Source organism: Marinomonas sp. CT5 (assembly GCF_018336975.1).
In the GTDB taxonomy this organism is placed as follows: Bacteria; Pseudomonadota; Gammaproteobacteria; order Pseudomonadales; family Marinomonadaceae; genus Marinomonas.
Window position 1 is genome coordinate 3,186,574 of sequence record NZ_CP025572.1, and the last position, 25,267, is coordinate 3,211,840.

Here is a 25,267-nt window from a genome sequence, read left to right on the forward strand (position 1 = left end):
CAATATCCTTCAATCAGTGTGTATAAAAATTTGCGTGTTTTGAAAAAACAAAGGGATTATAAAAAACGAGCAACAGCCATACCAGCCGCTAAGCCGGCAATCCCCAAAACACAGCTCAATAATAAATAGCTTACTGCACTTAGCCAAGCCTGCATGTTAATAAGAGAGACAATTTCTAAAGAAAAAGTCGAAAAAGTGGTAAATGCCCCTAAAAAGCCCACCATTATCAAAGGGCGATACGGTTCAAGAGACGGCATGCGCTCACTTATCACAACAAACGCAATCCCCATTAATACGCAACCAAGTACATTAATCAACATGGTGGCAAAGGGGAAATGATGATGCCAGTATGTGTTTATCCACTTTGTCATACCATAACGACTCAATGCACCAAACGCGCCACCCACTGCAATCATAAAATACATCATTACTCATACCCTTCAGATAAATCATAACGTTGCAGAGGGCTCTGATCGTCTAAATCAGATAGCCATGCCAGCTTGTCATTAATTTTTTTCTCTAAACCACGATCTGTTGGCTGGTAGTAGCGCATGTTAGCCAACTCTTCTGGCATATAATTTTCACCCGCAGCGTAAGCATGTTCTTCGTTATGGGCATAACGGTATTCATCACCGTGGCCCATACTTTTTGCTAAGGAAGTGGGCGCATTACGCAAGTGCACAGGCACTTCATAACTAGGCTGTGCCGCCACATCCGACATCGCTTGATTAAACGCTTTATAAACAGCATTACTTTTTGGTGCACAGGCCATATAAACCGCCGCTTGGGCAATGGCGCGATTCCCTTCACCTGGCCCAACACGCTCAAAAATATCCCAAGCATTTAGGCCAATTTGCAAAGCACGTGGGTCGGCATTACCAATATCTTCGGACGCAATCGCCAAAAGACGACGTGCGATATATAAAGGATCGCAACCGCCATCCAGCATACGAGCCATCCAATAGAGAGCACCGTCTGGGGAGGATCCGCGAACCGATTTGTGAAAAGCGGATATTTGGTCGTAAAACACATCACCTTGGCGATCAAAACGGCGAACACTGCCACCGAGTACGTCCTCTAACTGCTCTTGTGCAACCTGACTACCAGGCTCAACAAGATCAGACAATATCTCTAAAAAGTTGAGACCTCGTCGAATATCACCATCCGCCGCTTGCGCAAGAACAGATAAGAAATAATCGTCTATTTGAAATGCATTTCCTTGTGAATCCGCCGCAATACCCTTGTCGTGATCCTGCAAAGCCCGAATCAACACTTGCTTAACATCTTCTACACTTGGTGTTTTCAAACGATAAACACGTGCTCTTGATAACAATGCAGAATTGAGTTCAAAGGCGGGATTTTCTGTGGTGGCACCAATAAATAAGAAGGTGCCATCTTCAATAAATGGCAAAAAGGCATCTTGCTGAGACTTATTAAAACGATGAACCTCATCGACAAAAAGCACAGTTTGAGCACCGTTCATCTGACGCAGATTTTTTGCCTGCTCAACCGCCGCACGAATTTCTTTAACACCAGACATAACGGCAGATATTTCAATAAATTGGGCATCAAGGGCGTGAGAAAGAAGTTGCGCAAAAGTAGTTTTACCCACTCCCGGCGGCCCCCAAAGTATGAATGAATGACAGTGGCCTGTTTCTACCATTCTGCGCAATGGTTTTCCCGGACCAACCAAATGCGACTGCCCAATATATTCATCGAGACTAGTGGGACGCATTCTGGCTGCTAACGGCTGATACCCGCCTGCCGGAATGTCCGAAAACAGATCCTTCATTACTGCCCTTCTACAATCACATCTACATTCTCAGGCAAATCTAGAGCAAAATTTTCTTTCGCCACGCCATCATGTGTCTCAACATTTTTAAACTCAATCACCGTTGTTTGTCCTAGCGCATCTAGAATGCTCATTGCACTAATGACTTTATTACGGAAAGACAAGGTCAAGGTTTGAAATAAATCTTGGTCTTCTTTTGGCTTTAAACGGAATTTTTCATCACCAAGTTTGGTCACATCATAATGAGGAAGCACTTGCGCCGCAGGTTGTCCTAATAGTGCCGCGGGAGAATTTCCCACTGCGCCAGACAAAGGTTTTTTCGTCGCTTGCTCCAAATCCACATCCCAAACCGTAATGTATTTGCCATTTGAAATAATGCGCTGCGCAAAAGGCGTCACACTATCCCAAACAAATTGATTAGGTTTAGCAAGTAGAAAAACACCTTCACTCACCTGTAGTTGTTTACCTTTTTCGTCGTAAGTAACCTGACGAAATTCACCTTCAATATTACGATTTCGCTCCAGCAAACTCTCTATTGAGCTTGTGGAGTCAGCCGCTTGCACCACCGCACTTTGCAGAACCATTACGACAGTAAGCATCACCATAGTGACTAATTTATTCAACAAAATATCTCTCCACAAAAAATTGAACTAGAAGCACTTTTTATAGCAAGCACTTCCCCAAGCCGTCATATTTATTCAGGAATCAAGATATCACGCTGTCCGTTGGTTCCCATAGGACCAACCAGACCCGCCGCTTCCATTGATTCAACTAAGTTAGCCGCTCTGTTGTAACCTATTTTCAAACGACGCTGAATAGATGAGATAGAAGCTTTACGCGTTTCAATGACAATTTTCACAGCTTCATCATAAAGTGCATCTTTATCTTCACCACCATCCGTCATTAAGTCTTCAGGATTCACCACCACATCTTCTATGTAATCTGGCTCACCACGTTGTTTCCACTCTTCTACAACCGCATGCACCTCATCATCCGAAACAAAGGCACCGTGAACACGAATGGGCGTTGGCAAACCAGCTGGCAAATACAGCATATCCCCCATACCCAAAAGCTGATCGGCACCACCTTGATCAAGAATCGTTCGAGAGTCAATTTTAGAAGACACTTGGAATGCCATACGAGTTGGAATGTTGGCCTTGATTAAGCCTGTAATAACATCAACAGATGGACGCTGAGTCGCGAGAATTAAGTGAATACCGGCCGCCCTTGCCTTTTGAGCGATACGGGCAATCAGCTCTTCCACTTTTTTACCAACAATCATCATCATATCTGCGAATTCGTCCACTATGATAACAATGTAAGGCAATGGCTCTAGATAGGGCACGGTTCTAGCCACACCATCTTCTGAGAACATAGCCATTTCAGGCTGCCATAATGGGTCTTCAATTGGGTTACCCGATTCGATCGCGTCGCGAACTTTTTTGTTATAGCCCGCTATATTTCTCACCCCAAGCTTGGACATGAGTTTATAGCGACGCTCCATTTCATCAACCGACCAACGCAAACCATTGGCAGCATCTTTCATATCGGTAATCACAGGCGTTAAAAGGTGCGGGATGCCTTCATAAATCGACAATTCAAGCATTTTTGGGTCAACCATGATCATGCGCACTTCATCCGGCGTCGATTTCAGCAACATACTTAAGATCATGGCGTTAACACCAACCGACTTACCAGAGCCGGTTGTACCCGCTACCAATACGTGAGGCATTTTGGCTAGATCGACCACCACGGGTTCACCAGAAATATCATGACCTAATGACAAGGTGAGTGGTGAAGAGGAACGGTCATACTCATCACAATTTATAATTTCAGAAAAATACACGGTATCTCGAACCTGATTAGGTATCTCGATACCGATTGTGGATTTACCAGCAATCACTTCCACCACACGCACACTCATAACACTCAAAGAACGTGCAAGGTCTTTTGCCAAATTGGTAATCCTTGATACTTTAACGCCTGGCGCTGGCTGGATCTCAAAACGCGTTATGACTGGTCCGGGATTAACCTCAACCACTTCCGCTTTCACTCCAAAATCCTGTAAACGCTGCTCTAATAATTCTGATAAAGCCAACAATTCATCTTCTGAATAGCCGCCTTGTTTAGGTTTTGGCTTAGTGAGCACTGAACGATCAGGTAACGAATAAGCCTCTACTTTTTTATTGCCTTCTACTTCATCAGAGTAAGGGCCACCAAGTGAGTCTAGCTGCTTCGCTTCAGACAAAGTGCGGAAAGCAGGTTTGTGAGCAGGAGGTATAGTCTGTGACGGTTTATCATTATCAAACAAGATCGCGTCAGCTTGCTCTTTAGAAATCCCCTTTGGAGCTGAGTCAATTCGCTCATCCAAATCAACAGGCACCGTCTCAGTCGCTCGCTTTGACTCTGGAGCTTGTTTCTTTACAGGCTCCTCTTTGTTTGCCGACCAAGACTCTTCAATGTATAAAGTATCGCCAAAACTTACATCACTATCATTGATAGATAAATCATCTAAACCATCGAATACAGGCTCTTCATGAACAGATGGAGTTTCCGTGATTGACTCCTCGTCTTTTGCCTTCTTGGATTTTGAAAACAGTGAAGAGAAGCTAAATTTAGATTTTTTACTTTCTTCCTGAGATGACTCATCCAGAGCAGGCTCTTCAAGTAAAACATCGGCAGAATGCGATTGTTCTTCCACTACAGGCTTAACTTTCGTTTTCTCAACGGACGCCTTTCTTCTCTTTCTGACAATGGCGGGCTCTTCCGCTTCATCTGAAACAATATCGGCGAACTCAGCCTTTTTAATTGCTTTAGCTTCACGCTTAGCCGCCCACTTCTGGCGAACAAACATTACAAAGGTGTAAGCTCGCTCCCCTAATCTATCCATCAGGCTCAACCAATGGACTTGAGACAATAAAGTAAAGGCCAAAATAACCAAGGCTAAGCTTACAAGCGTTGCTCCATCATACCCAATAAATTCATACAGTAGGACACCAAGACCACGTCCTAAAATTCCGCCAGTACCATATTGAAGAGAAGGTTCTCCAACGGTGTGCAGGAAGCACAAAACAGAGCCAAATGATAAATACAGGATACTACCAATCGTACAGAGTAAAGCATTATTGAGAGGCAATAAAGAATGTGGGTTTCGCCATATAATAATTGCGACCCAAAAAAACAAAGGAGGTAAAGAATAAAAAAGAGACCCAAAAAAACCTGACGCTAAATCAGCAATAACGGCGCCAATTGGTCCCATAGAGTTCTGGATCGCAGCACCACTGCCTGAGTAAAACCAGCCAGCATCCGACGGGTTATAAGTATAGGTCGCTAAACCAAAAAAGAATAAAAATAATAAAGCCGCAATAAACGCAGCCTGTTTAGCAAACATATCCCAAATTGGTGATCGTACCGACTCACTCATTTTTTCTGACAAAATGTATTTCCTATTTTATGCTAATCAAAACAAAACCCACTCCATGTTACGGAGTCACAAGTTTGCTAAGCTTACCATAAAAAAAGCCAACCCAAAGGGTTGGCTTTCGCTTTAACAAGTAAAGATATTCTCTTTAATTGAGTTTATCTTTGGGGAAAAACCCTTAGAAAGTAGCTTTAACACCTACAATTGTACGCTCTGCAGCTTTACCTACTAAGTCACCTGCGTAGTTTTTAACATAGTATGTCAAATCACCAGCTTCGTATTCACCAATGAAGTAAGTACCGCTATCTTTATCATCACCTTCTTGGTCTTGGTTAAACTGAAGAGTCAATGTTAAAGCGTCAGTAGCAGCTACAGCAACAGAAGCTGCAAGCTGTTTAACATCAGTTGTAGTATCTGTACCAGTTTTACCTACACCATAGTTAAGAGACAACGTTGCAGGGCCTACAACAGTCTGAGCACCAATGTTAGCGGATTGAGCATCTTCTACTTTACCACCAGACACACCCGCTTTAAATGCACCAAAATCTTTAACATAAGATACAGCAAAACCAATTTGAGAATCTAGCGCTTTACCAGTAGCGCTACTCGCTTTAGAAACGGCTTCTGTAGCTTCAATAGCAACAGTCAATTCTGGAGTTACATGGTAACGAATACCAGTATCATCCGTATCACCTTTCGTACCTTGCCCAGTATTAAGGTCTACACCACCGTAGATCTCATCGTTACCCATGAAAGCACCAGTAGATACAGAGCCATCAAAACGACCGAATTGAACCGCACCCTGAGTCACATAGATTTTTTCTAGACCTATAGTAACTTTTTCATCGTTATCGTCGTTCTTCTCATCGCCACCATCAGTTTTAAACTCCAACTGAGCAAAAACAACACCAGTATCAACTACTATGTTTAATTCACCATTTTTGTTACCACTTAGGCTTGACCCATTGGCATTTTCACCATAAGTGACATACTCAAGACCAGCAGTACCAGTAACAACTGGCTCAGCAGCAAAAGTAGTTGTAGAAACAGCAGCCGCAACAGCAGATACTGCAAACACAGAAGCAAGTTTAATCGCTTTCATTCAAGATTCCCCTTTATATTATATAATATGGTCTTGTAGACCTATCGATCGATTTTCTTATCAACCTAGAAACGTTGTTAAACCAACGATTCGGGCATTCTAAAACCTATCAGTTTCACTTTTGTGACATTAGCCAAAAAAACGAAATAGCTTTCAGTTCCTAACACCGTATCCGATTATGATTTCGAACTACCGTCTAGCACTGCACTGATTAAAACCAAGTTTTCCCTTATGGGTCAAGCACTCCTTGCACTTTTTTTCTTTTTTTTTTCGTTTTAACCGTCATTTTGTGTAAAAAACATACAAATAAGAAAGTAAAGAATTTATTCATTCACATATTTATACACATTTCACAAAATAAAGCACTGCTTTGTGTCAAAAAAAAGCAAGCCGAACATTCTTTTTTCCTTACTTGCCAATATCGGTAATCATTTTCTTTTCTTTAGCTTTTTTTATAAAAATATTCAAAAATAACGTTAAATTTTAAATCGCAACCGTATTACAAAACACCATTTGAATTAGGATGACACTTATCCAATGCCAGCTCCAGATAACCACAATAAAAAACATGAACTCGTTTTACTTGCAGAATCCCCCTACGACACTCCGGATCCGAGCAAGGCGTTAGAAGATCCTGAGGGCCTTTCCGCTATTGGTGGCGACCTTTCTTCTACTCGCCTAGTCCATCTCTACAGTAAAGGTTTTTTTCCTTGGTATAGCGATCCAGACCCGATTTTGTGGTGGCATCCAGAGCAAAGATGCACTCTTAACCCAGCAGACTTTCACACTTCGAAATCCCTATTAAAAGCCATAAAAAAAGAACAATGGCTGTTTTCTGTTAATCAAAACTTTGAGTCTGTAATAGACTACTGCTCTGCCTTACGAGCCGATAAGGAAGGTACGTGGATATCTAAGGATATTAAAAATGCTTATGTAGAGCTGCATAAACTTGGTTATGCCCACTCAATTGAGGTTTGGCTTAATGGGAAGCTGGTAGGCGGCTTCTATGGCGTAGCCATGGGGAAGATATTTTTTGGTGAATCCATGTTTTCACTTGTATCCAATGCGTCAAAAGTCGCACTAAAAACCTTCTGCGAATTAGCCAAAGATTGCCAGATAGAATTAATAGACTGCCAAGTTGAATCAGATCATTTACTGTCTTTAGGGGCGAACAAAACCCCAAGAGATAACTTCTGCCACCTTTTAGAGCAACTCATTCCACAGGTAGAAAAAAACTCTTTTCTGATAAATATTGGCCAAAAAGCGGCAAAACTCCCCGTTTAGACGAAAAATAGCCCCTTCGAAAACACAACTAGGTTTGCCTTACGCTGCATTTTTAGGCAAAATACGCTCGATCAAAATTCAGACGTCGCTAAATACACAATCCTGATTAAGCTATTTAGCGCTCAATTGACCAAAGAGGAACATCTTTCCTCTTCGTCTGCAGACCTCCTTTTGGGCATGGTCGGCGTCTACTAAATAATAGTAAGTTAACACCATAGGACACATATTGTGGCAAAAGAAGAAGGCTTAGAAATGGAAGGCACTATCATTGATACGTTGCCTAATACCATGTTCCGTGTCGAGTTAGAAAACGGACACATAGTGATTGCACATATCTCTGGTAAGATGCGTAAAAATTACATTCGTATTTTAACTGGCGACAAGGTAAAAGTTGAATTAACACCTTACGACCTTTCAAAAGGCCGTATCGTTTACCGCGCACGTTAATTTAACCACTCTAAGAGAGGTTAAATACATGACATAAAAAAACCGGACATTTGTCCGGTTTTTTTATGTCTGATATCTGAAGAGTCACCTCTTTTTCAAAAAATAGGTGACTAAAACCTAAAAGAGCTAATGAACCACAGCCTCTTTAATGACTTCAAATTTCAATTCATCACTTTTCTCATCCAAAGCTACTTTTACATGACCGCCATCATGAAGATCACCAAAGAGAATATGATCCGCTAAGGGTTTCTTCAAGTGCTCTTGTATTACTCGAGCCATTGGACGTGCCCCCATCTGGCGATCATAACCCTTGTTAGCCAACCACCCTCTGGCGGTATCAGAAACTTCGAGCAAAACCCCTTTTGGATCAAGTTGAGCCTGGAGCTCTACAAGGAATTTGTCCACCACATTAAATATAATACGTTCATCCAATTGCTGGAATTGAATAACGGCATCTAGGCGGTTTCTAAATTCAGGAGTGAAAGTTCGGTTAATCACTTCCATTCCGTCTGTTGAATTATCCTGACTTGAGAAACCGATGGAACGGCGAGCAAGCTCTTCGGCACCGGCATTCGATGTCATAACAAGAATCACATTACGAAAATCCGCTTTGCGCCCATTGTTATCCGTCAAAGTACCGTGATCCATGACTTGCAACAACAAGTTAAAGACCTCAGGGTGAGCTTTTTCAATCTCGTCCAATAAGACAACACTATGAGGGTTCTTAGTCACAGCTTCTGTCAGTAACCCACCTTGATCAAATCCTACATACCCAGGAGGAGCACCGATCAGACGAGATACAGCGTGACGCTCCATGTACTCAGACATATCGAAACGAATCAACTCTAAGCCTAGTTGCTTAGCAAGCTGCTTAGTAACCTCTGTTTTACCGACACCCGTTGGACCTGCCATCAAGAATGAACCAATAGGCTTCTGCTCCGCTTTCAAGCCTGCACGAGAAAGCTTAATCGCGGCTGACAAGGTATCGATAGCACCATCTTGTCCGAACACCACCATTTTCAAGTTACGGTCAAGGTTGGACAATACCTGCCTATCATCGGAGTTAACAGCTCTTACAGGAACTCTAGCGATCTTAGAAACAATATCCTCGATATCTTCTACCGTAATCACTTTTTTGCGCCTATCTTCTGGTTGAAGGCGCTGGTAAGCCCCAGCCTCATCGACAACATCAATGGCCTTATCTGGCATGTGCCTATCAGGAACGTAACGCTGAGCAAGTTCCGCAGCGGCCAATAAAGCAGACTCCTCATACTTAAGCTCATGATGCTCCTCAAAGACATTAATAATGCCTTTCAGAATTTGATAAGTGTCATCCACACTTGGTTCATTTACATCAATTTTCTGGAAGCGACGCGCCAATGCATGGTCCTTTTCAAACACGCCTCGGAATTCTTGGAACGTGGTCGAACCGATACAACGCAACCCACCAGAGCTCAGCACAGGCTTAAGCAAATTAGAGGCATCCATCACCCCGCCAGATGCGGCGCCAGCACCAATAATGGTATGGATTTCGTCGATAAAAAGGATGGCATTGGGGAGTTTCTTAAGCTCGCCTAATAATTGCTTGAGGCGCTTCTCAAAATCTCCGCGGTATTTTGTTCCCGCTAACAATGCCCCCAAATCCAAAGAGTAAACAACGCCATCAGAGATAACTTCAGGTACCTGACCATCCACAATGCGTCTCGCCAAGCCCTCAGCAATCGCCGTTTTACCAACACCAGACTCACCAACAAGCAAAGGGTTGTTTTTACGACGGCGAGAAAGCGTTTGTATAACTCGCTCTACTTCGTACTCACGACCAATAAGTTTGTCTATTTTGCCCGCTTTGGCTTCTTCATTAAGGTTGGTAGCGAACTTTTGTAACGGCGCCGTTGTTGAATCTTCCGATTCATCATCTTGATCCATATCTTGCGAAGAAGCATCACCGGTTTTGGAGATACCATGAGCCACGTAATTGACTACATCAATGCGTGCCACACCATGACGCTTCAAGAGATAAACAGTTTGCGATTCTTGCTCACTAAAAATGGCCACCAGCACATTTGCGCCTGTCACTTCACGCTTTCCAGAAGACTGGACGTGAAATACAGCACGCTGTAATACTCGTTGGAAGCCCAATGTTGGCTGAACTTCACGCTCTTCGTCATCTTCTGGAATAAGCGGTGTTGTACTATCAACAAATTCCTCAAGCTCCCTACTTAAGGTCTCTAAATTCACACCACATGCTTTGAGGACGCTTGAGGCAGCGCCATTTTCGATAAGAGCTAATAATAAATGCTCAACTGTCATGAATTCATGGCGTTTGTCACGCGCCGCTTTAAAAGCCGTATTCAGGGTTTGTTCTAGTTCTTTATCTAACATTGCTATTCCCTCACTCTGAATCAGTCGACCTTTTGTAGGTCGCACATTAAGGGGTGCTCATTTTGTTCCACGAACTGTTGTACCATTGCTACTTTAGTTTCAGCAATATCAAAAGGGTAAATACCACAAACACCTTTCCCTTTCGTATGCACTTCTAACATTACCTGATTAGCCTTTTCCCCATCCATTGAAAAAAACCTCTGTAATACAAATACGACAAAATCCATTGGCGTATAGTCATCATTAAACAGTACCACCTGATACATGGAAGGCGGTTTTAACTCTGTTTCTTCTGGAGCAATTGCAATACTGGAATGTCCATGCTGCTCCTCATCTTCTGATACTAGTCTAATTTGTTGATCTGTAATCATCCCATGCCTCTGAGGCTACAATTTTTAACGTAATTTGCCAAATATGACGAATTACCACTTATATACGTTACAGATTACCATTTGGATTTTACAAATTCCAAAAGGGCTTCTACGCTCTTTATGGGGGTAAGCAAATGTGCAATCAATGTTTATTGGAGAAATTTTAGCATTGATCCACCAAATAGAATTTGCACCTATTTAGCAATCTGCGCTATCCGAGCTATGTTTTTTTAACCCGCTTAACGTCATCATCACTCATTATGAATGACATAAGCAAATATCGACTGAGTGGATAAGGAGTGACTCATGCATCACGGATCAGTGAAGTGGTTTAACAATGCAAAAGGCTACGGCTTTATTGTGTCGGAAGATTTTAATGAAGATTTATTTATTCATTATTCAGCGATAAATGTGGAAGGCTATAAGACGTTAAAAGCAGGTCAAACGGTGACCTTTGACGTTGAACCAGGTGAGCGAGGTCTTCACGCTATTGAGATCACCCCAACAGAAGCTAAAAACACAGCCAAACAAGAGGACACCAACTCAGAAGATAAAAAAACTCAGCCAGCATAAAACCGTATTATCATCGCTATCCTCAAGCAGATTTGTTATCTTACTCCTCATCATGAGGGGTAAGATATACGCTATCTCGTGCCGAAAAAACGCCCTCACCTTATTACAAATTGTACGATCGAGTTCATGCCTTCAAATCTAATTTTATTTAACAAGCCCTTTAGAGTGCTAAGTCAATTCTCCGCAGAAGGGGATAAAACGACGCTTGCCCAATACATTGAAATCCCTGACTTTTACCCAGCAGGTCGATTGGATTTTGACTCGGAAGGACTGTTACTTCTAACAAATCATGGCGCGTTACAGCATATTATCGCCTCTCCAGATTTTAAGCTTCCTAAAACATACTGGGTACAAGTTGAAGGCCATATTTCGGAAGAAGCGCTTGCGAAACTAAGACAAGGTGTTGAGTTAAAAGATGGCCTTACCAAACCAGCACAAGCCGAACGCATGCTCGAACCAGAACTGTGGGAAAGAAACCCACCCGTTCGATACAGAGAAAGCATCCCCACCAGCTGGCTATCCCTGCAAATTCGTGAAGGTAAAAACCGGCAAGTTCGCCGAATGACAGCGGCGGTTGGCTTTCCAACCCTCAGATTAATTCGCTATGCCATCGGCCCTTATACAATCAAAGACACCGATGTCGGGCAATGGAACTATGTAGACCCCACAGACAATTTAGCAAAAGAGGTTTCGCAGTTTGAAGAACAAAGAAAGAGAAAGTCTCCCCCACCTAACCGTCGCAGCACTGGTCAAAAAAGACAACCCAGAGACAAAGAAAGCAGAATACCTCATGGTGAAAGAGTGGCAAAACGGAGTACTCGTGCTAAACCAGCCAGCCGGCCACATAGAAAATAATGAAAGTGCTGTACAAGCCATTATTCGAGAAACAAAAGAAGAATCTGGTTGGATAGTCAACCCTATCGGCCTACTTGGCATGTATTCTTTCACGCCTTTCGAAGGAGCAGATACCTATCATCGCTTATGCTTCTTGTGCGAAGCACTGAGTGAAACACATGAACCTCTGGACGACGATATTGTTTCGAGTCACTGGATGACCTACGACGAAATAATGGTTTTACCCCATCGAAGCCCATTAATTAAAACCTGCATTGAAGATTCATTTAATAACCCCATTATCTCCTTATCCTTTTTATCGGATCAATTTCTTCACCCAAAGAAAGTGGTACAATAGCAAGCATTACATTCACCTGAGGCTAAGCCTCTGCACTTTACTAAAATCGAAGTCGAGAACTAACAGCACATGAAAGAAAGCCCTATTGCGAATAACGCAAACAGCTCAAAAAAAGTCATTGTCGGTATGTCCGGTGGTGTCGACTCCTCTGTATCTGCTCTTATCTTGATACAACAGGGTTACCAAGTTGAAGGCCTTTTCATGAAAAACTGGGACGAAGATGATGGTACCGAATATTGCACTGCCAAAGATGATTTAGCGGATGCACAAGCTGTATGCGACAAATTGGGAATTAAACTTCATACCGCGAACTTTGCCGTAGAATATTGGGACAATGTATTTGAACACTTTCTTGCCGAATACAAAGCTGGGCGCACGCCCAACCCTGATATTTTGTGTAATAAAGAGATCAAGTTTAAAGCCTTTTTAGAATACGCATTAGCACTCAATGCCGATTACATCGCGACAGGTCATTATGTTCGTCGAGGCGAAAAAGATGGAGAACCACTTCTCTTAAAAGGCCTAGATGGCAACAAAGATCAAAGTTACTTTTTATACGCTGTGGGTAAAGATGAAATAGCCAAAACACTCTTCCCTGTGGGCGAGCTTGAAAAGCCAGAAGTACGCCGTTTGGCAGAAGAGTTCGGCTTAGTCACTCACAACAAAAAAGACAGCACAGGTATTTGTTTTATTGGTGAACGCCGCTTCAAAGATTTCTTAGAACAATATTTACCGGCCCAACCTGGTGATATTGAAACCCTCGAAGGAGATAAAATTGCCCGTCACCATGGTTTGATGTATCACACCATTGGCCAACGCCAAGGCCTAGGGATCGGCGGATTAGCCAAATACTCAGATGACCCTTGGTATGTGGTTGAAAAAGATTTAGAGCGGAATGTGCTGATCGTCACGCAAGGCGGGCAACATGAATCGCTATTTAAAACCCATTTAATTGCCGATAACTTTGACTGGGTCGCGAGAGAGAAACCGACTCTCCCACTGACATGTAAAGCGAAATGTCGCTACCGTCAACCGGATCAGGAGTGCACCATTCATGAGCTCGCTGATGGGCGCATTGAAGTTTCATTTGTAGAACCTCAACGCGCTGTCACACCGGGACAATCGGTTGTGTTTTATCTAGATGAAGTCTGTCTCGGTGGCGGCATCATAAACGTCGCTTTTAACAAGTAATGATTAAGAGAGAAAACGTGAGTAGCAGAGAGAAAGAGCAAACTATCGCTTTATCCGCCATTTTCCAAGCCGCGGAATTAGTATCAGTTGTCGCCAAAACAGGTCAGGTAGATAATGCTAGTCTGCAACCACTACTAGACAGTTTATTAATGGTAAATGCGGACTCAACTGAAGATATTTACGGTGGCAAATGGGACTATTCAACCAACTTAGCGTTGGGAAGAAAAATCTCACGCCAAGCCCTAGGTAAAGAAAGAAGCAGTGTGAATCCTGATACGCTTAGGTATGCTCTTAGTTTGATTCATCTTGAAAACAAACTGTCTAAAGCGCCAGAAATGCTCTCTACTATTGGCCAAAGGATCTCTCAGATCGAGCAGAAAAAAGCCCACTATGAAAATATATTGCACGAAAACATGCTGGCTTCTATTTCTGGTATGTATCAAGACACACTGAGCAAACTACCCTTTCGCATTCAAGTGCATGGTGACAGTCGCTTTTTGCAGCAACCTCAAGTCGCTAACCAAGTTCGCGCTATATTAATGGCGGGGATTCGCGCGGCTATGCTGTGGCGACAGCTTGGCGGAAAACGCTGGCACCTAATTTTTAAAAGAAAAGCATTATTGAGCGCTCTAGAATCACGCAACTAACTTAAGAAGACCCATGAGGGTCTTTTTTTACCGTTTCTAGATCTAGAAAGAGACGCAACACAGATACAATAATTGAAATCAATTCCCACTATATCTGAGAGCCAATATCTCTACCTTGTTTTTTTAGGTAGTATATTGTGCAAAATTTTAACCTGTGCGGGTGAACTGGTAAGAACAGTTTAAATTAGGGAATGGCAGCTAAAAGTCATCTTCGATTCAATAGGCTAACGCCTAAAATGTTAGGGGAATTACATGTCAACAAAACAAACCATTTACTATACATTTACTGATGAGGCGCCAGCTCTGGCTACTGCATCGTTACTTCCTATCTTTGGCGCTTTTGCTAAAGAAGCAGACATCGAACTGAAACTGACTGACATATCTTTGGCTAGTCGTGTTATTGCCGCTTTCTCTGACCAACTTCCAGCTGACAAACAAGCTGAAGACGGACTAAAATTCCTAGGCGACTTAACCGCTGATCCTGAAGCGAATATTGTTAAGCTGCCAAACATCAGTGCCTCTTTGCCTCAGCTTTACGCTACTATTAAAGAGCTAAATGCAGAAGGCTACGGCCTTCCTGAATACCCAGAAAATCCTCAAACAAACGAAGAAAAAGACGTTCAGTCTCGCTACGCGAAAGTATTGGGTAGCGCCGTAAACCCTGTTCTACGTCAAGGTAACTCTGACCGCCGCGCACCAGCAGCCGTAAAAGGCTTCGCTCGCAAGAACCCACACTCAATGGGCAAATGGAAAAAAACCTCTATTTCACACGTTGATTACATGCGTGGTGGCGATTTTTACTCTTCTGAGCAATCTGTCACTATGGATTCTGCTCAAACAGTTAAAATTGAATTCGTTGCAAAAGACGGCTCTGTTGAAGAGAAAAAATCTCTTCCTCTTCTCGCTGGCGAAATCATCGATAGCATGAACATCAGCACTAAAAAACTTCGCGCTTTCTTTGAACAGACTCTACAAGAAGCGAAAGAAGAAAACATCATGTGGTCAGTGCATCTAAAAGCAACCATGATGAAAGTCTCTCACCCGATCGTTTTTGGTCACGCTGTTACTGTTTTCTACAAAGACGTTTTCGAGAAATATGGTGAACTTTTCAAAGAAATCGGCGTTAACCCAAACAATGGTTTAGGTAGCGTATACGACAAGATCCAAAGCCTTCCAGAAGCAAAACAAGAAGAAATCAAACAAGCAATCCAAGACGTTTACAAAACACGTCCTGAACTAGCAATGGTTGATTCTGACAAAGGTATCACTAACTTACACGTCCCAAGTGACGTAATTGTTGATGCTTCTATGCCTGCCATGATCCGTAACTCAGGTAAAATGTGGGGCCGTGATGGTAAAGCACATGATGCTAAAGCCGTTATCCCTGACAGCACTTACGCTCGTATTTACCAAGAAACAATCAACTTTTGCAAAACAAATGGCGCCTTTGACCCAGTAACCATGGGCACAGTGCCAAACGTTGGCTTAATGGCACAAAAAGCAGAAGAATACGGTTCTCATGACAAAACATTTGAAATGAAAGCTGACGGCGTTATGCGCGTTGTTGATGCAAACGGCAATGTCCTAATGCAACACGACGTTGAGAAAGGCGACATCTGGCGCGCTTGTCAAACTAAAGACGCTGCGATCCGCGACTGGGTTAAACTTGGTGTTACTCGTGCTCGCCAATCCGACACGCCTGCTGTGTTCTGGCTAGAAAACGAGCGTCCACACGACTACGAGCTTCGTAAGAAAGTAGAAACTTACCTACAAGATCACGACACTAACGGCCTAGACATTCGTATCATGCCTTACAACGAAGCGATCCGTTTCTCTATGGAACGCATTATTCGTGGTCAAGACACTATTTCAGTAACTGGTAACATTCTACGTGACTACTTGACGGACTTGTTCCCAATCTTGGAACTGGGCACGTCGGCTAAAATGTTGTCCATCGTCCCTATGCTAAACGGTGGTGGCATGTATGAAACTGGCGCGGGCGGTTCTGCTCCTAAGCACGTTCAGCAACTAGTTAACGAAAACCACCTTCGTTGGGATTCTCTAGGTGAATTCCTTGCCGTGGCCGTATCTTTCGAAGAGCTTGGCATCAAGCACAATAACGAAAAAGCCAAAGTACTTGCTAAGTGCCTAGATAAAGCGACAGGCAAATTGTTGGATACCAACAAGTCTCCTTCTCGTAAAGTGGGTGAAATCGATAACCGTGGTAGCCACTTCTACTTAGCACTTTACTGGGCTCAAGAGCTTGCTGCGCAAACACAAGATGCTGACCTAGCGGCGAAATTCGCACCACTAGCGAAACAACTTGCAGATAACGAAGATAAGATCGTTGACGAGCTTGCTAAAGTACAAGGTCAACCTTCTGGTCTATCTGGTTACTACCACATGGATCTAAATGAAGTCGCTAAGATCATGCGTCCTAGCGAAACATTCAACTCGGCTCTAGCAACACTTTAAGCCTGTTAAACTGATATAAAAAAGCCCGAGTAACTTTGGTTACTCGGGCTTTTTTTGATTCATTAATTTATACTTACCTTCTTCTATGACGACTTAACGATTAATTTATCAGCCGTCATGCTTCCTGTCCGGATTAGCGATTAGGCTAAACCTTGAAGCTAGAAATCAGATCAGACAACGCTTTTGATTGCCCTAACACTTGCTTAGCCGCCACACTTGACTGTTCTGCATTTTCATTAGTCAGCTCAGCTTCATCACGAATCAAACGAATTCGACCATCGATATTTTCTGATGCAGCAGTCTGCTCCTCCATGGCTGAGGCAATTTCAATCGCCATAGTAGAAATATTCCCCATCGAAGACGTAATGGTTTGAAGAGCTTCTTTGGCTTTTAATGACTGGGCCACACTTTGCTCCGCTTGCTGTTTACTTTCATTCATGACCAGTACAGCGTCTTGTGAGCCTTTTTGCAACTGAGTAATCATGGTTTGAATCTGTTCTGTTGAGTCTTGAGTACGTTGAGCAAGTGTTCGCACCTCATCAGCAACTACGGCAAAGCCACGCCCTTGCTCTCCGGCACGAGCCGCTTCAATCGCCGCATTTAACGCAAGCAAATTAGTTTGATCAGCAATACCGCGAATTGAATCTAAAATACTACCAACATCAGAAGTTTCTTTTTCTAATGCCTGAAGAACCAGTGATGCTTTCTCAACGCCTTCAGACAATTGTTGAATAGATATAACACTGTTATTCACTACTGCCTCCACTTCTTTGGTGACAGTATCTGACTCTTTTGCCGCTTTTGCTGCGGCCTCTGCACTGCTGGCAACATGGCGCACCGTATTCTGCATATCAGCAACCACACCTGCGATGCCTGTTGTTTCTTTTTGCAGTCCCTGCATTCCATTACGGGTTTTATCGGCCGACACCAACATTTGCTCACCCGCTACGGATAACTGCGCAGATTGCCCTTGCTGGGTCACAACAAGAGACTGAATGCTCTTAATAAAAACGTTGAAACTATGTGCCACAGAGGCGAGCTCATCTTTTCCTTTATCATCAAGGCGCACAGTTAAATCACGAGCACCAACAGAAATGTTATGCAAAGAAGACTCAAGCGAATTTAAATCTGGAAGTACACGGCGACGCAAAATGATGATCACCCCAACGATTACCAGACCAGAGATCAAACTACTAATCAGAGACAGAAACTCTGACTCTTCCAATGTTTCAATTGAACTAACTGAACTTTTATCAAGCTTTGCTGATAACTCATCCGCTATTTTTTCCAATGATGCAGCCAAATTAGCCGATTCTTCATCTAGGCCACCCGCTCCTTTCATTAACGCATTACCCGCCTCGGTGCCATCATTGATATATGACACGGCCATCTCTCGGCCAACTTTATAAACCAACTGCAACTGCTTTTCTAAATCACCAACTCGATTTGCATAAGCAGGCATAATATTGGCCAAATCTTGCAGGTTTTTCATCGCGCCATTTAAGCTTTCATCAGCCTCAGGCAGAGCCTCATCACTTCGCGTCGCCCCCATATCCGTTAAAAATTGCTGTACTTGAACAACATGATAACGAGCATCTTTCATGACCGACACCGCATCGGACAAAACGGCTTGATGTTTTATAACGTCTTTATTGTGAGACAAGCTATTCTGAGTAATAAAATACAATGCGGACAAAGCGATCAATACAATAATGATTACTAGGTTCATGATACGACTAATCTTCATGCTTAATACTTTCCTGAGAGAATGATAAAAGGAGGTTAAAGACAAAACATCATACAAGCGGCCAAGTTAAAAAAACACTGACAAGTAACAAAAAGACACCAAAGGTATTACTAAAGAACCAGAGGGCAAAGCAAAACAATAACGCCATCAATAAAATCATCCTAATAAGCGCAAATCTTCAGACCGCCATAGCAGTACAAGACGCTTTTGCCTATAATAGCGGCTCCCTGAAAACCATGTTCGAGGCGTTATCTCAATGGAATTAACTAGCTTAAATGCAATTTCCCCTATCGACGGTCGTTACGGATCGAAAACAAACGTTTTACGTCGCTCTGTGAGCGAGTACGGTTTGCTGCGTATGCGAGTCATAGTCGAAGTTCGCTGGCTACAGGCACTTGCCAAACACCCACAAATTGTTGAAGTTCCTGCTTTGAGCAATGAAGCCAACGCTTTATTGGATCAACTTGCTAATAACTTTAGCGAAGCCGATGCTCAAGCCATTAAAGACATTGAGAAGACTACTAACCACGATGTCAAAGCCGTTGAATATTTCATAAAAAACAAAATGGCAGATAACGCTGAATTAGCCGCTATCTCTGAATTTGTTCACTTCGCTTGTACATCTGAAGACATTAACAATTTATCTCATGCATTGATGTTGCGTGAAGCTTTGGAAGAAGGCATTGCTCCAGAGTTAAAAAACGTCATCAAAGCCATTCAAGACCTAGCCATTGAGCACGCAGATCAATCTATGCTGTCTCGTACCCATGGCCAAACCGCATCACCGACCACGGTTGGTAAAGAAATGGCAAACGTTGCCGCTCGTCTTAGCCGTCAGCTTAAGCAAATAGAGAACGTTGAATTTTTAGGCAAAATCAACGGTGCCGTTGGTAACTACAACGCTCACCTTTCTGCTTACCCAGACGTGGATTGGCAAGCACACGCAGAAGCCTTTGTTACTTCTTTAGGTTTGACTTGGAACCCTTACACAACTCAAATCGAGCCACACGACTACATCGCTGAACTATATGACGCTATTGCTCGCTTCAACACTATCTTGATCGACTTTGACCGCGATGTTTGGGGCTACATTTCCATGGGCTTCTTCAAGCAAAAAACCATTGCTGGGGAAATTGGCTCTTCTACCATGCCACATAAAGTTAACCCAATTGACTTCGAAAACTCCGAAGGTAACTTGGGCATTGCGAATGCCATCATGGGCCACTTGAGCGCTAAACTTCCGATTTCTCGCTGGCAGCGCGACCTAACCGACTCTACGGTTCTTCGTAACCTAGGTGTTGGTCTGGCACACAGTTTGATCGCCTACCAAGCAACGCTTAAAGGTATCAGCAAGTTAGAAATTAATGCGCCACGCCTTGAAGAAGACCTTAACAATGCTTGGGAAGTATTGGCTGAGCCCATTCAAACCGTGATGCGTCGCTATGGTATTGAATCGCCTTATGAGAAGCTAAAAGAACTGACTCGTGGCCGCACTATCGACCAAGCAACCATTGAAGCATTCGTCGATACTCTAGATATGCCAGAGCAAGCTAAAGCTGAATTGAAAGCGCTAACGCCAAGCACTTACATCGGTAATGCCGTTGCACAAGCAAAAGCGATCCGTAACTAAGATCCATGCTTAAAAAAACAAAAAGAGCCGATTTATCGGCTCTTTTTGTCTTATAAATCATAATTTTCTATCAACACAGCCACTTCTTTTGTTCTTTTTAATGAGCGATTTATGACAGACCTAAATACACCGTTGACCATTCTTGGCGGCATGACAGCCCAAACTTTTATCGACGAATACTGGCAAAAGAAGCCTTTGCTGATTCGCGGCGGTCTGGTTAATTTTACTCTACCATTAGAAGCCGATGAATTGGCAGGCATGGCGATGGAAGAAGAGATTGAATCTCGCATTGTGATTGAGAATGGACTAAGACCATGGGAAATGCGCCAAGGCCCTTTCACCGAGGACACCTTTGCCACCTTGCCAGAAAAAGAATGGACCCTATTAGTTCAAGCGGTTGATCATTGGGTACCGGAAGTTCAAGCCTTAAAAGAACAGTTTGAGTTTTTACCTAGTTGGCGTTTAGATGATGTTATGGTGAGCTATGCGACAGAAGGCGGTAGTGTTGGCCCCCATTACGACCAGTATGATGTATTCTTAGTACAAGCTGCTGGCAAGCGCCGCTGGCAAGTCTTATCACCCGATGAATATCAAGATTCAGCAATCCCTAACATCAAACTCCATATTCTCGATAACTTTCCTGTTAATCCTGATATGGATTGGGCGCTTGATGCCGGTGATATTCTGTATTTGCCACCTAACTTTGCCCATAATGGCCGAGCACTAGATGATGAATGCATGACTTACTCTATCGGTTTTCGCGCCCCTAGCATGCAAGACGTGCTCACTGGCGTTCGTGATAAACTGTGCGAAACAGAGAACGTGAAAGATCGCTTTGCTGCACCAGAAACAGCTAACCGCCAGCACAGCGCGCATATTAGCAAAGATGACATTCAATATTTACAAACTGAACTCGCTCGTCTCATTAATCAACCAGACCTACTCGCTGAGTGGCTAGGAGAGACGATGAGTGAAAGCAAATACCCTGAATATCTGGCACCGTTAAATCAAGAAGAGCTGAACGAGGCGTTTGACAACGCGATTAAGGGTCAGACGTTTCTTCGTCCAGGTGATGCGCGAATTTGCTATTATAATCAACTGAACAAAGAGAATAGTGACAAAATCCGAGTCTTTTGTAATGGTGAAAACCTACAGGTTGATGCGGAACTAACTGGTTTTGTCGAAGCCGTTTGCCACCAAGTTGAGTTCGACTTTTCCGGACTTGATTTAACCCAGAACAAGGATCTAGAACCTCTTGTGCGCTTCTTGATCCATCAGCAAGGACTCATTGAGTTGGTTGCCCCAGAAGAGTAGAAGGACAAAAGATGAAGGTATTAACATCAGACTGGAACAGCAGCAAAGATCAACTCACCTTTGTTCGCAAACAAGTCTTTATCATCGAACAAGGCATTGACCCACAAGATGAATGGGACACTTTAGATGAAGACGCTGTTCACTTTGTTTCTTTTGGCACCACCGCCGTTCCTACTGGGGTTTGTCGCTTAACGGATAGTGGCCAAATTAGTCGATTAGCCGTTTTGCCTGCTTATCGGCACCAAGGTTATGGTGAAATACTCTTAAACCGTGCCGTCAAAGTCGCACGAGAAATGGGCATTCGCAAAGTTTTCCTACATGCTCAAGTTGATGTGCAAACCTTCTATGAAAAACAAAACTTTCACACCGATGGCAAAGTCTTTTTAGAAGCAGGAAAAATGCACATCCGCATGGAACGAGACATTTAATCAGAACCACTATTGCAAAGCAGACGTCACGATTGAGCAAATCTTGTCGTTAATCTTTGCGTCAACACTTCTTTGGCATGGGCGACCCTTGCTTGTCGTAAGGCGCTCGATGCCCATATCAAATAATATTGCATGCTATAAGCCCCTACCGGCGGCGGAATTTCCATCAAATCGCCATTTTTTATCTGCTCACGGCACAAGAACTCAGGCATCACAGACCAACCCACACCTCTAACAAGTAAGTTTCGCAGTGCCCTCAGATCTTGGCTCACCACTGTTGGAACTATGTGCTCTGTTTTAATATGGTTTTTTAGAAGCCATTTATCAATCAAAGACAATTCAAGGTTATAAGCCAACAATGGCACCTGACATATTGCTTGATTAAAATCCTGATCGGCCATCAAGGCCTGAACCACTGATGGAGCCGCCACGGCGACCACTTTACAGGTTAAAACGGTTTCACTTTGCAATCGACTATCTATGACGGGATGCGCTGAAATCCCCAGATCACAATGCCCTTCTAATAACATACTGGTGATCATTGGCCCATCACCTGTGTGCATTCTGACACGAATGCCATCTTCTATCAGAGGAAGCAACTCGGCGGTTAACACTTCCGCCATAAAATCGGCATGCCCAATAATTTGCAAAGCCCCAGCAACCCCCACTGAGCGGAATCGAGCAGAAGACAAAGCCGCTTCAGCGACATCAAGCTTATCACCAATATCAGCGGCCAACTCGTCTGCCGCCGATGTCGGAATCACCCCAGCAGGCTGTCGCTCAAACAAAGGCCGACCAATCGCAACCTCCAAACCAGCAATGTGTTGGGACACAGCAGGTTGAGTCAAATTAAGAGCACGGGCTGCGCCACTAATAGATCGCTGACGATAAACCTCAACAAAAGTACGCAAACGAGAAAGAGACATAGCACCCCATAAATATATTTATACCCCTACAAAAATAGCATTGTTGGCGGCCAACCACTAGCAACCATTACTATATGAACATAATGAGTAAGAAAGTAAGGACGGCTTGAAAACCATCGAAGCCACCTAAATAAATTTTTTGGAGGAGGATAGTATTATGACACCGACAAACGCATATTCAGATTTACTAAACACATTGAATCAAATGAAGCAGCACAATATGGCTGAAGGTCTAGCCAGCCCAGAGCTTCGCCAAGACAGATTGCAGCGTGCCATTAAACTCATTAAAGAAAATCACCGCGACCTAAGTGATGCCATGAGCAAGGATTTTGGACACCGCAGTGTGTACCAATCTTCCACAGCAGATATCGCCACGACCATTAAGTTATTAAAAGACGCCATAGAAAACGTATCTACTTGGATGCAAGATCAACCAGTTGAAACACCAGAACCAGGGATGAAAGCCTGGATTCAGCAACAACCTCTAGGTGTTATCGGTATTATCAGCCCATGGAATTTTCCTATTAACCTGTCTTTTGGGCCATTAGCTAGCGTGTTTGCGGCTGGTAACACAGCAATGTTAAAGCCTTCTGAGTTAACGCCTAAGACTTCGGCATTATTAGCAGAGCTGGTTGCACGCTATTTCTCACCAGAAGAACTCACTGTTGTACTGGGTGACGCAGAAGTAGGTAAAGCATTCAGCTCCCTACCTTTCGATCACCTAATATTTACGGGCAGCACTGCCGTTGGTAAACACATCATGCGTGCCGCGGCAGAGAACCTTGTGCCTGTTACACTAGAACTTGGCGGTAAATCTCCAGCTATGGTAGATGAAGATGCAGATATCACTCAGGCCGCCGAACGGATATTAACAGTGAAGACATTCAATGTTGGGCAAATCTGTATCTCGCCTGACTACATGATCATTCCTGAAAACAAAGTCGAAGCCCTAGTCGATGCGGCCAAAACCTTTGTGCAAAATAGCTTTCCAACCATGCAAGAGAACCCTGATTACACGTCTATTATCAGTGATAATCACTATAAACGTCTTATCGGGTTGCTTGAAGATGCAAAAGAAAAAGGTGCGAATGTCATCAGCCTAGCCGCTGAAGGCGAAGTGGATTATGACGACAGTAGCCGCAAAATTGCTCCTTTCCTGATATTCAATGTCAACGACGACATGGCGATCATGCAAGAAGAAATTTTTGGTCCTCTGCTTCCCGTCAAAACCTACGCTAAACCAGAGGAAGCGGTTGCTTACATCAACAATAATCCGCGCCCATTAGCCGCTTATTATTTTGGTGACAATACAGAGCGCCAGCAAGCCTTTGCTCGTAACACTATTTCAGGTGGTTTAGTCATCAATGACGCCATGACACATGTTTCTGTGGAAACGCTTCCTTTTGGTGGGGTTGGACCCTCAGGAATGGGAGCCTACCATGGCATACATGGCTTTAAACGATTTACTCACGAAAAAGCAGTTGTACTACAAAGTAAAGATGGAGCATCAGGTAAGCGTCTGCGTGCACCTTATAAAGATAAGCAGGCAGCGCTAGAAGAAATGCTAGATAGTTAAGCGTAAGGCCTGAACTTCAGGCAACAAAAAAGCGAGTCATTACGAATGACTCGCTTTTTATAAATACTATCGCGTTGCTTAATTAAACAACCGCAATCAGTTCAACGTCAAACTGTAATACAGAGAAAGGTTGAATCATGGCACCAGCACCTTGCGCGCCGTAAGCCAATTCAGCTGGGATAGTTAGACGGTATTTCGCGCCTTCTTTCATCAACTGAAGACCTTCAGTCCAGCCAGCAATAACACCAGTTAGAGGAAATTCAATTGGCTCGCCACGAGCAATCGAGCTATCAAACACTTGTCCATCGGTCAAACGACCTTCGTAATGTACACGAACCGTCGCTTCACGGCTTGGCGTTGCGCCTGTACCTTCTTCAAGTACTTCAAATTGCAAACCACTTTCTGTCGTTTGAACGCCTTCTTTAGCTTTATTCTCAGCTAGAAATGCTTCACCCGCTTTCACTGTTTCTTCAGATGCTGCACGGCTCTTCTCTTCCATTTTTTGCTGTAGTTCAGCAAAAGCAGCTTCTAACTCTGCACCAGGAACACGCATTTCTGCACCGTTTAGTGCGTCTTCGATTGCAGCAAAAAGGTGCGTTAGAGACAGTTCACCAAGATCACTACCACGTAGCTGATCACCAATTTGACGACCAATGCCGTATGCGATTTTTGCTTCGTTAGAGTCGAACGACAGTTCTGACATGTTTACACTCTCTTTTTTCGTTAACTAAAAATTTGAGTGCGTATCATAACATAGGCAAATCTTATG

At 43.4% G+C, this 25,267-nt stretch carries 22 protein-coding genes; 12 read left to right on the top strand and 10 right to left on the bottom strand.

Translation table 11 applies throughout. The features are described from left to right. Positions 1 to 56: 56 nt before the first annotated feature. From crcB to C0J08_RS15330, 5 genes are all read right to left on the bottom strand, one after another. Positions 57 to 428, bottom strand: coding sequence for a fluoride efflux transporter CrcB (gene crcB / locus C0J08_RS15310; protein ID WP_212652792.1), 372 nt, complete (start codon positions 426 to 428; stop codon positions 57 to 59). Then, positions 428 to 1,792 (bottom strand): replication-associated recombination protein A, encoded by a 1,365-nt coding sequence (locus C0J08_RS15315; protein ID WP_212652793.1) that lies wholly within the window; start codon positions 1,790 to 1,792, stop codon positions 428 to 430. Before C0J08_RS15315 ends, crcB begins: the two co-directional genes overlap by 1 nt. After that, positions 1,792 to 2,418, bottom strand: a complete 627-nt coding sequence (gene lolA / locus C0J08_RS15320) for an outer membrane lipoprotein periplasmic chaperone LolA (protein ID WP_249344325.1) — start codon at positions 2,416 to 2,418, stop codon at positions 1,792 to 1,794. The genes C0J08_RS15315 and lolA overlap by 1 nt, the downstream gene beginning before the upstream one ends. A gap of 68 nt (positions 2,419 to 2,486) precedes the next feature. After that, on the bottom strand, positions 2,487 to 5,228 hold the full coding sequence (locus C0J08_RS15325; protein ID WP_502711618.1) for a DNA translocase FtsK: 2,742 nt from the start codon (positions 5,226 to 5,228) through the stop codon (positions 2,487 to 2,489). A gap of 163 nt (positions 5,229 to 5,391) precedes the next feature. After that, positions 5,392 to 6,315 carry a hypothetical protein gene (locus C0J08_RS15330; RefSeq protein ID WP_212652794.1) on the bottom strand — a complete coding sequence of 308 codons (924 nt, stop codon included), beginning with the start codon at positions 6,313 to 6,315 and terminating at the stop codon, positions 5,392 to 5,394. 537 nt (positions 6,316 to 6,852) lie between these two features. Between C0J08_RS15330 and aat the strand changes: the two genes are divergently transcribed. Further along, a complete protein-coding gene (gene aat / locus C0J08_RS15335) occupies positions 6,853 to 7,599 on the top strand; it encodes a leucyl/phenylalanyl-tRNA--protein transferase (RefSeq protein ID WP_212652795.1) in 747 nt (248 codons plus the stop codon). 228 nt (positions 7,600 to 7,827) lie between these two features. After that, positions 7,828 to 8,046 (top strand): translation initiation factor IF-1, encoded by a 219-nt coding sequence (infA, locus tag C0J08_RS15340; RefSeq protein WP_110571526.1) that lies wholly within the window; start codon positions 7,828 to 7,830, stop codon positions 8,044 to 8,046. A gap of 126 nt (positions 8,047 to 8,172) precedes the next feature. Here infA and clpA read toward each other — a convergent pair whose 3' ends face one another. Beyond that, complete coding sequence (clpA, locus tag C0J08_RS15345) at positions 8,173 to 10,428, bottom strand: ATP-dependent Clp protease ATP-binding subunit ClpA (RefSeq protein ID WP_212652796.1); 2,256 nt, start codon at positions 10,426 to 10,428, stop codon at positions 8,173 to 8,175. A 20-nt stretch (positions 10,429 to 10,448) separates the two neighbouring features. Further along, the gene (gene clpS / locus C0J08_RS15350) at positions 10,449 to 10,799 is read right to left on the bottom strand and encodes an ATP-dependent Clp protease adapter ClpS (RefSeq protein ID WP_212652797.1); all 351 of its coding nucleotides are present in this window, start codon (positions 10,797 to 10,799) and stop codon (positions 10,449 to 10,451) included. A 306-nt stretch (positions 10,800 to 11,105) separates the two neighbouring features. Here clpS and C0J08_RS15355 point away from each other — a divergent pair, with 306 nt between their 5' ends. The 6 genes from C0J08_RS15355 to C0J08_RS15380 all read left to right on the top strand — a co-directional run bounded on the left by C0J08_RS15355 (position 11,106) and on the right by C0J08_RS15380 (position 16,877). Continuing rightward, positions 11,106 to 11,372, top strand: coding sequence for a cold shock domain-containing protein (locus tag C0J08_RS15355; RefSeq protein ID WP_212652798.1), 267 nt, complete (start codon positions 11,106 to 11,108; stop codon positions 11,370 to 11,372). A gap of 126 nt (positions 11,373 to 11,498) precedes the next feature. Continuing rightward, complete coding sequence (locus tag C0J08_RS15360; RefSeq protein ID WP_212652799.1) at positions 11,499 to 12,227, top strand: pseudouridine synthase; 729 nt, start codon at positions 11,499 to 11,501, stop codon at positions 12,225 to 12,227. Beyond that, complete coding sequence (locus C0J08_RS15365; RefSeq protein ID WP_212652800.1) at positions 12,163 to 12,564, top strand: NUDIX domain-containing protein; 402 nt, start codon at positions 12,163 to 12,165, stop codon at positions 12,562 to 12,564. The genes C0J08_RS15360 and C0J08_RS15365 overlap by 65 nt, the downstream gene beginning before the upstream one ends. A 69-nt stretch (positions 12,565 to 12,633) precedes the next feature. Further along, positions 12,634 to 13,755, top strand: a complete 1,122-nt coding sequence (gene mnmA / locus C0J08_RS15370) for a tRNA 2-thiouridine(34) synthase MnmA (protein WP_212652801.1) — start codon at positions 12,634 to 12,636, stop codon at positions 13,753 to 13,755. A gap of 17 nt (positions 13,756 to 13,772) precedes the next feature. Next, entirely contained in the window at positions 13,773 to 14,402 is a 630-nt protein-coding gene (gene hflD, locus C0J08_RS15375; protein ID WP_212652802.1) for a high frequency lysogenization protein HflD, read from the top strand. A 252-nt stretch (positions 14,403 to 14,654) separates the two neighbouring features. Then, on the top strand, positions 14,655 to 16,877 hold the full coding sequence (locus C0J08_RS15380; protein WP_212652803.1) for an NADP-dependent isocitrate dehydrogenase: 2,223 nt from the start codon (positions 14,655 to 14,657) through the stop codon (positions 16,875 to 16,877). Positions 16,878 to 17,022: 145 nt separating this feature from the next. Here C0J08_RS15380 and C0J08_RS15385 read toward each other — a convergent pair whose 3' ends face one another. Then, a complete protein-coding gene (locus tag C0J08_RS15385) occupies positions 17,023 to 18,624 on the bottom strand; it encodes a methyl-accepting chemotaxis protein (protein WP_212652804.1) in 1,602 nt (533 codons plus the stop codon). A gap of 256 nt (positions 18,625 to 18,880) precedes the next feature. On the opposite strand from C0J08_RS15385, the gene purB reads away from it, so the two are divergent. From purB to C0J08_RS15400, 3 genes are all read left to right on the top strand, one after another. Beyond that, positions 18,881 to 20,254 carry an adenylosuccinate lyase gene (purB, locus tag C0J08_RS15390; protein WP_212652805.1) on the top strand — a complete coding sequence of 458 codons (1,374 nt, stop codon included), beginning with the start codon at positions 18,881 to 18,883 and terminating at the stop codon, positions 20,252 to 20,254. Between the two features lie 111 nt (positions 20,255 to 20,365). Continuing rightward, positions 20,366 to 21,568 (top strand): cupin domain-containing protein, encoded by a 1,203-nt coding sequence (locus tag C0J08_RS15395; RefSeq protein WP_212652806.1) that lies wholly within the window; start codon positions 20,366 to 20,368, stop codon positions 21,566 to 21,568. A gap of 11 nt (positions 21,569 to 21,579) precedes the next feature. After that, positions 21,580 to 21,996: a GNAT family N-acetyltransferase gene (locus C0J08_RS15400; protein WP_212652807.1), complete on the top strand. Its 417-nt coding sequence runs from the start codon at positions 21,580 to 21,582 to the stop codon at positions 21,994 to 21,996. Positions 21,997 to 22,022: 26 nt separating this feature from the next. Here the strand turns inward: C0J08_RS15400 and C0J08_RS15405 are convergent, their stop codons facing one another. Next, entirely contained in the window at positions 22,023 to 22,922 is a 900-nt protein-coding gene (locus C0J08_RS15405) for a LysR family transcriptional regulator (protein WP_212652808.1), read from the bottom strand. A 157-nt stretch (positions 22,923 to 23,079) separates the two neighbouring features. Here C0J08_RS15405 and C0J08_RS15410 point away from each other — a divergent pair, with 157 nt between their 5' ends. Further along, positions 23,080 to 24,498, top strand: a complete 1,419-nt coding sequence (locus C0J08_RS15410) for a coniferyl aldehyde dehydrogenase (protein WP_212652809.1) — start codon at positions 23,080 to 23,082, stop codon at positions 24,496 to 24,498. A gap of 82 nt (positions 24,499 to 24,580) precedes the next feature. On the opposite strand, the gene bamJ is transcribed toward C0J08_RS15410, so the two are convergent. Continuing rightward, a complete protein-coding gene (gene bamJ, locus C0J08_RS15415) occupies positions 24,581 to 25,201 on the bottom strand; it encodes a BamJ family beta-barrel-assembly machinery protein (RefSeq protein ID WP_212652810.1) in 621 nt (206 codons plus the stop codon). Between the last annotated feature and the right edge of the window lie 66 nt (positions 25,202 to 25,267).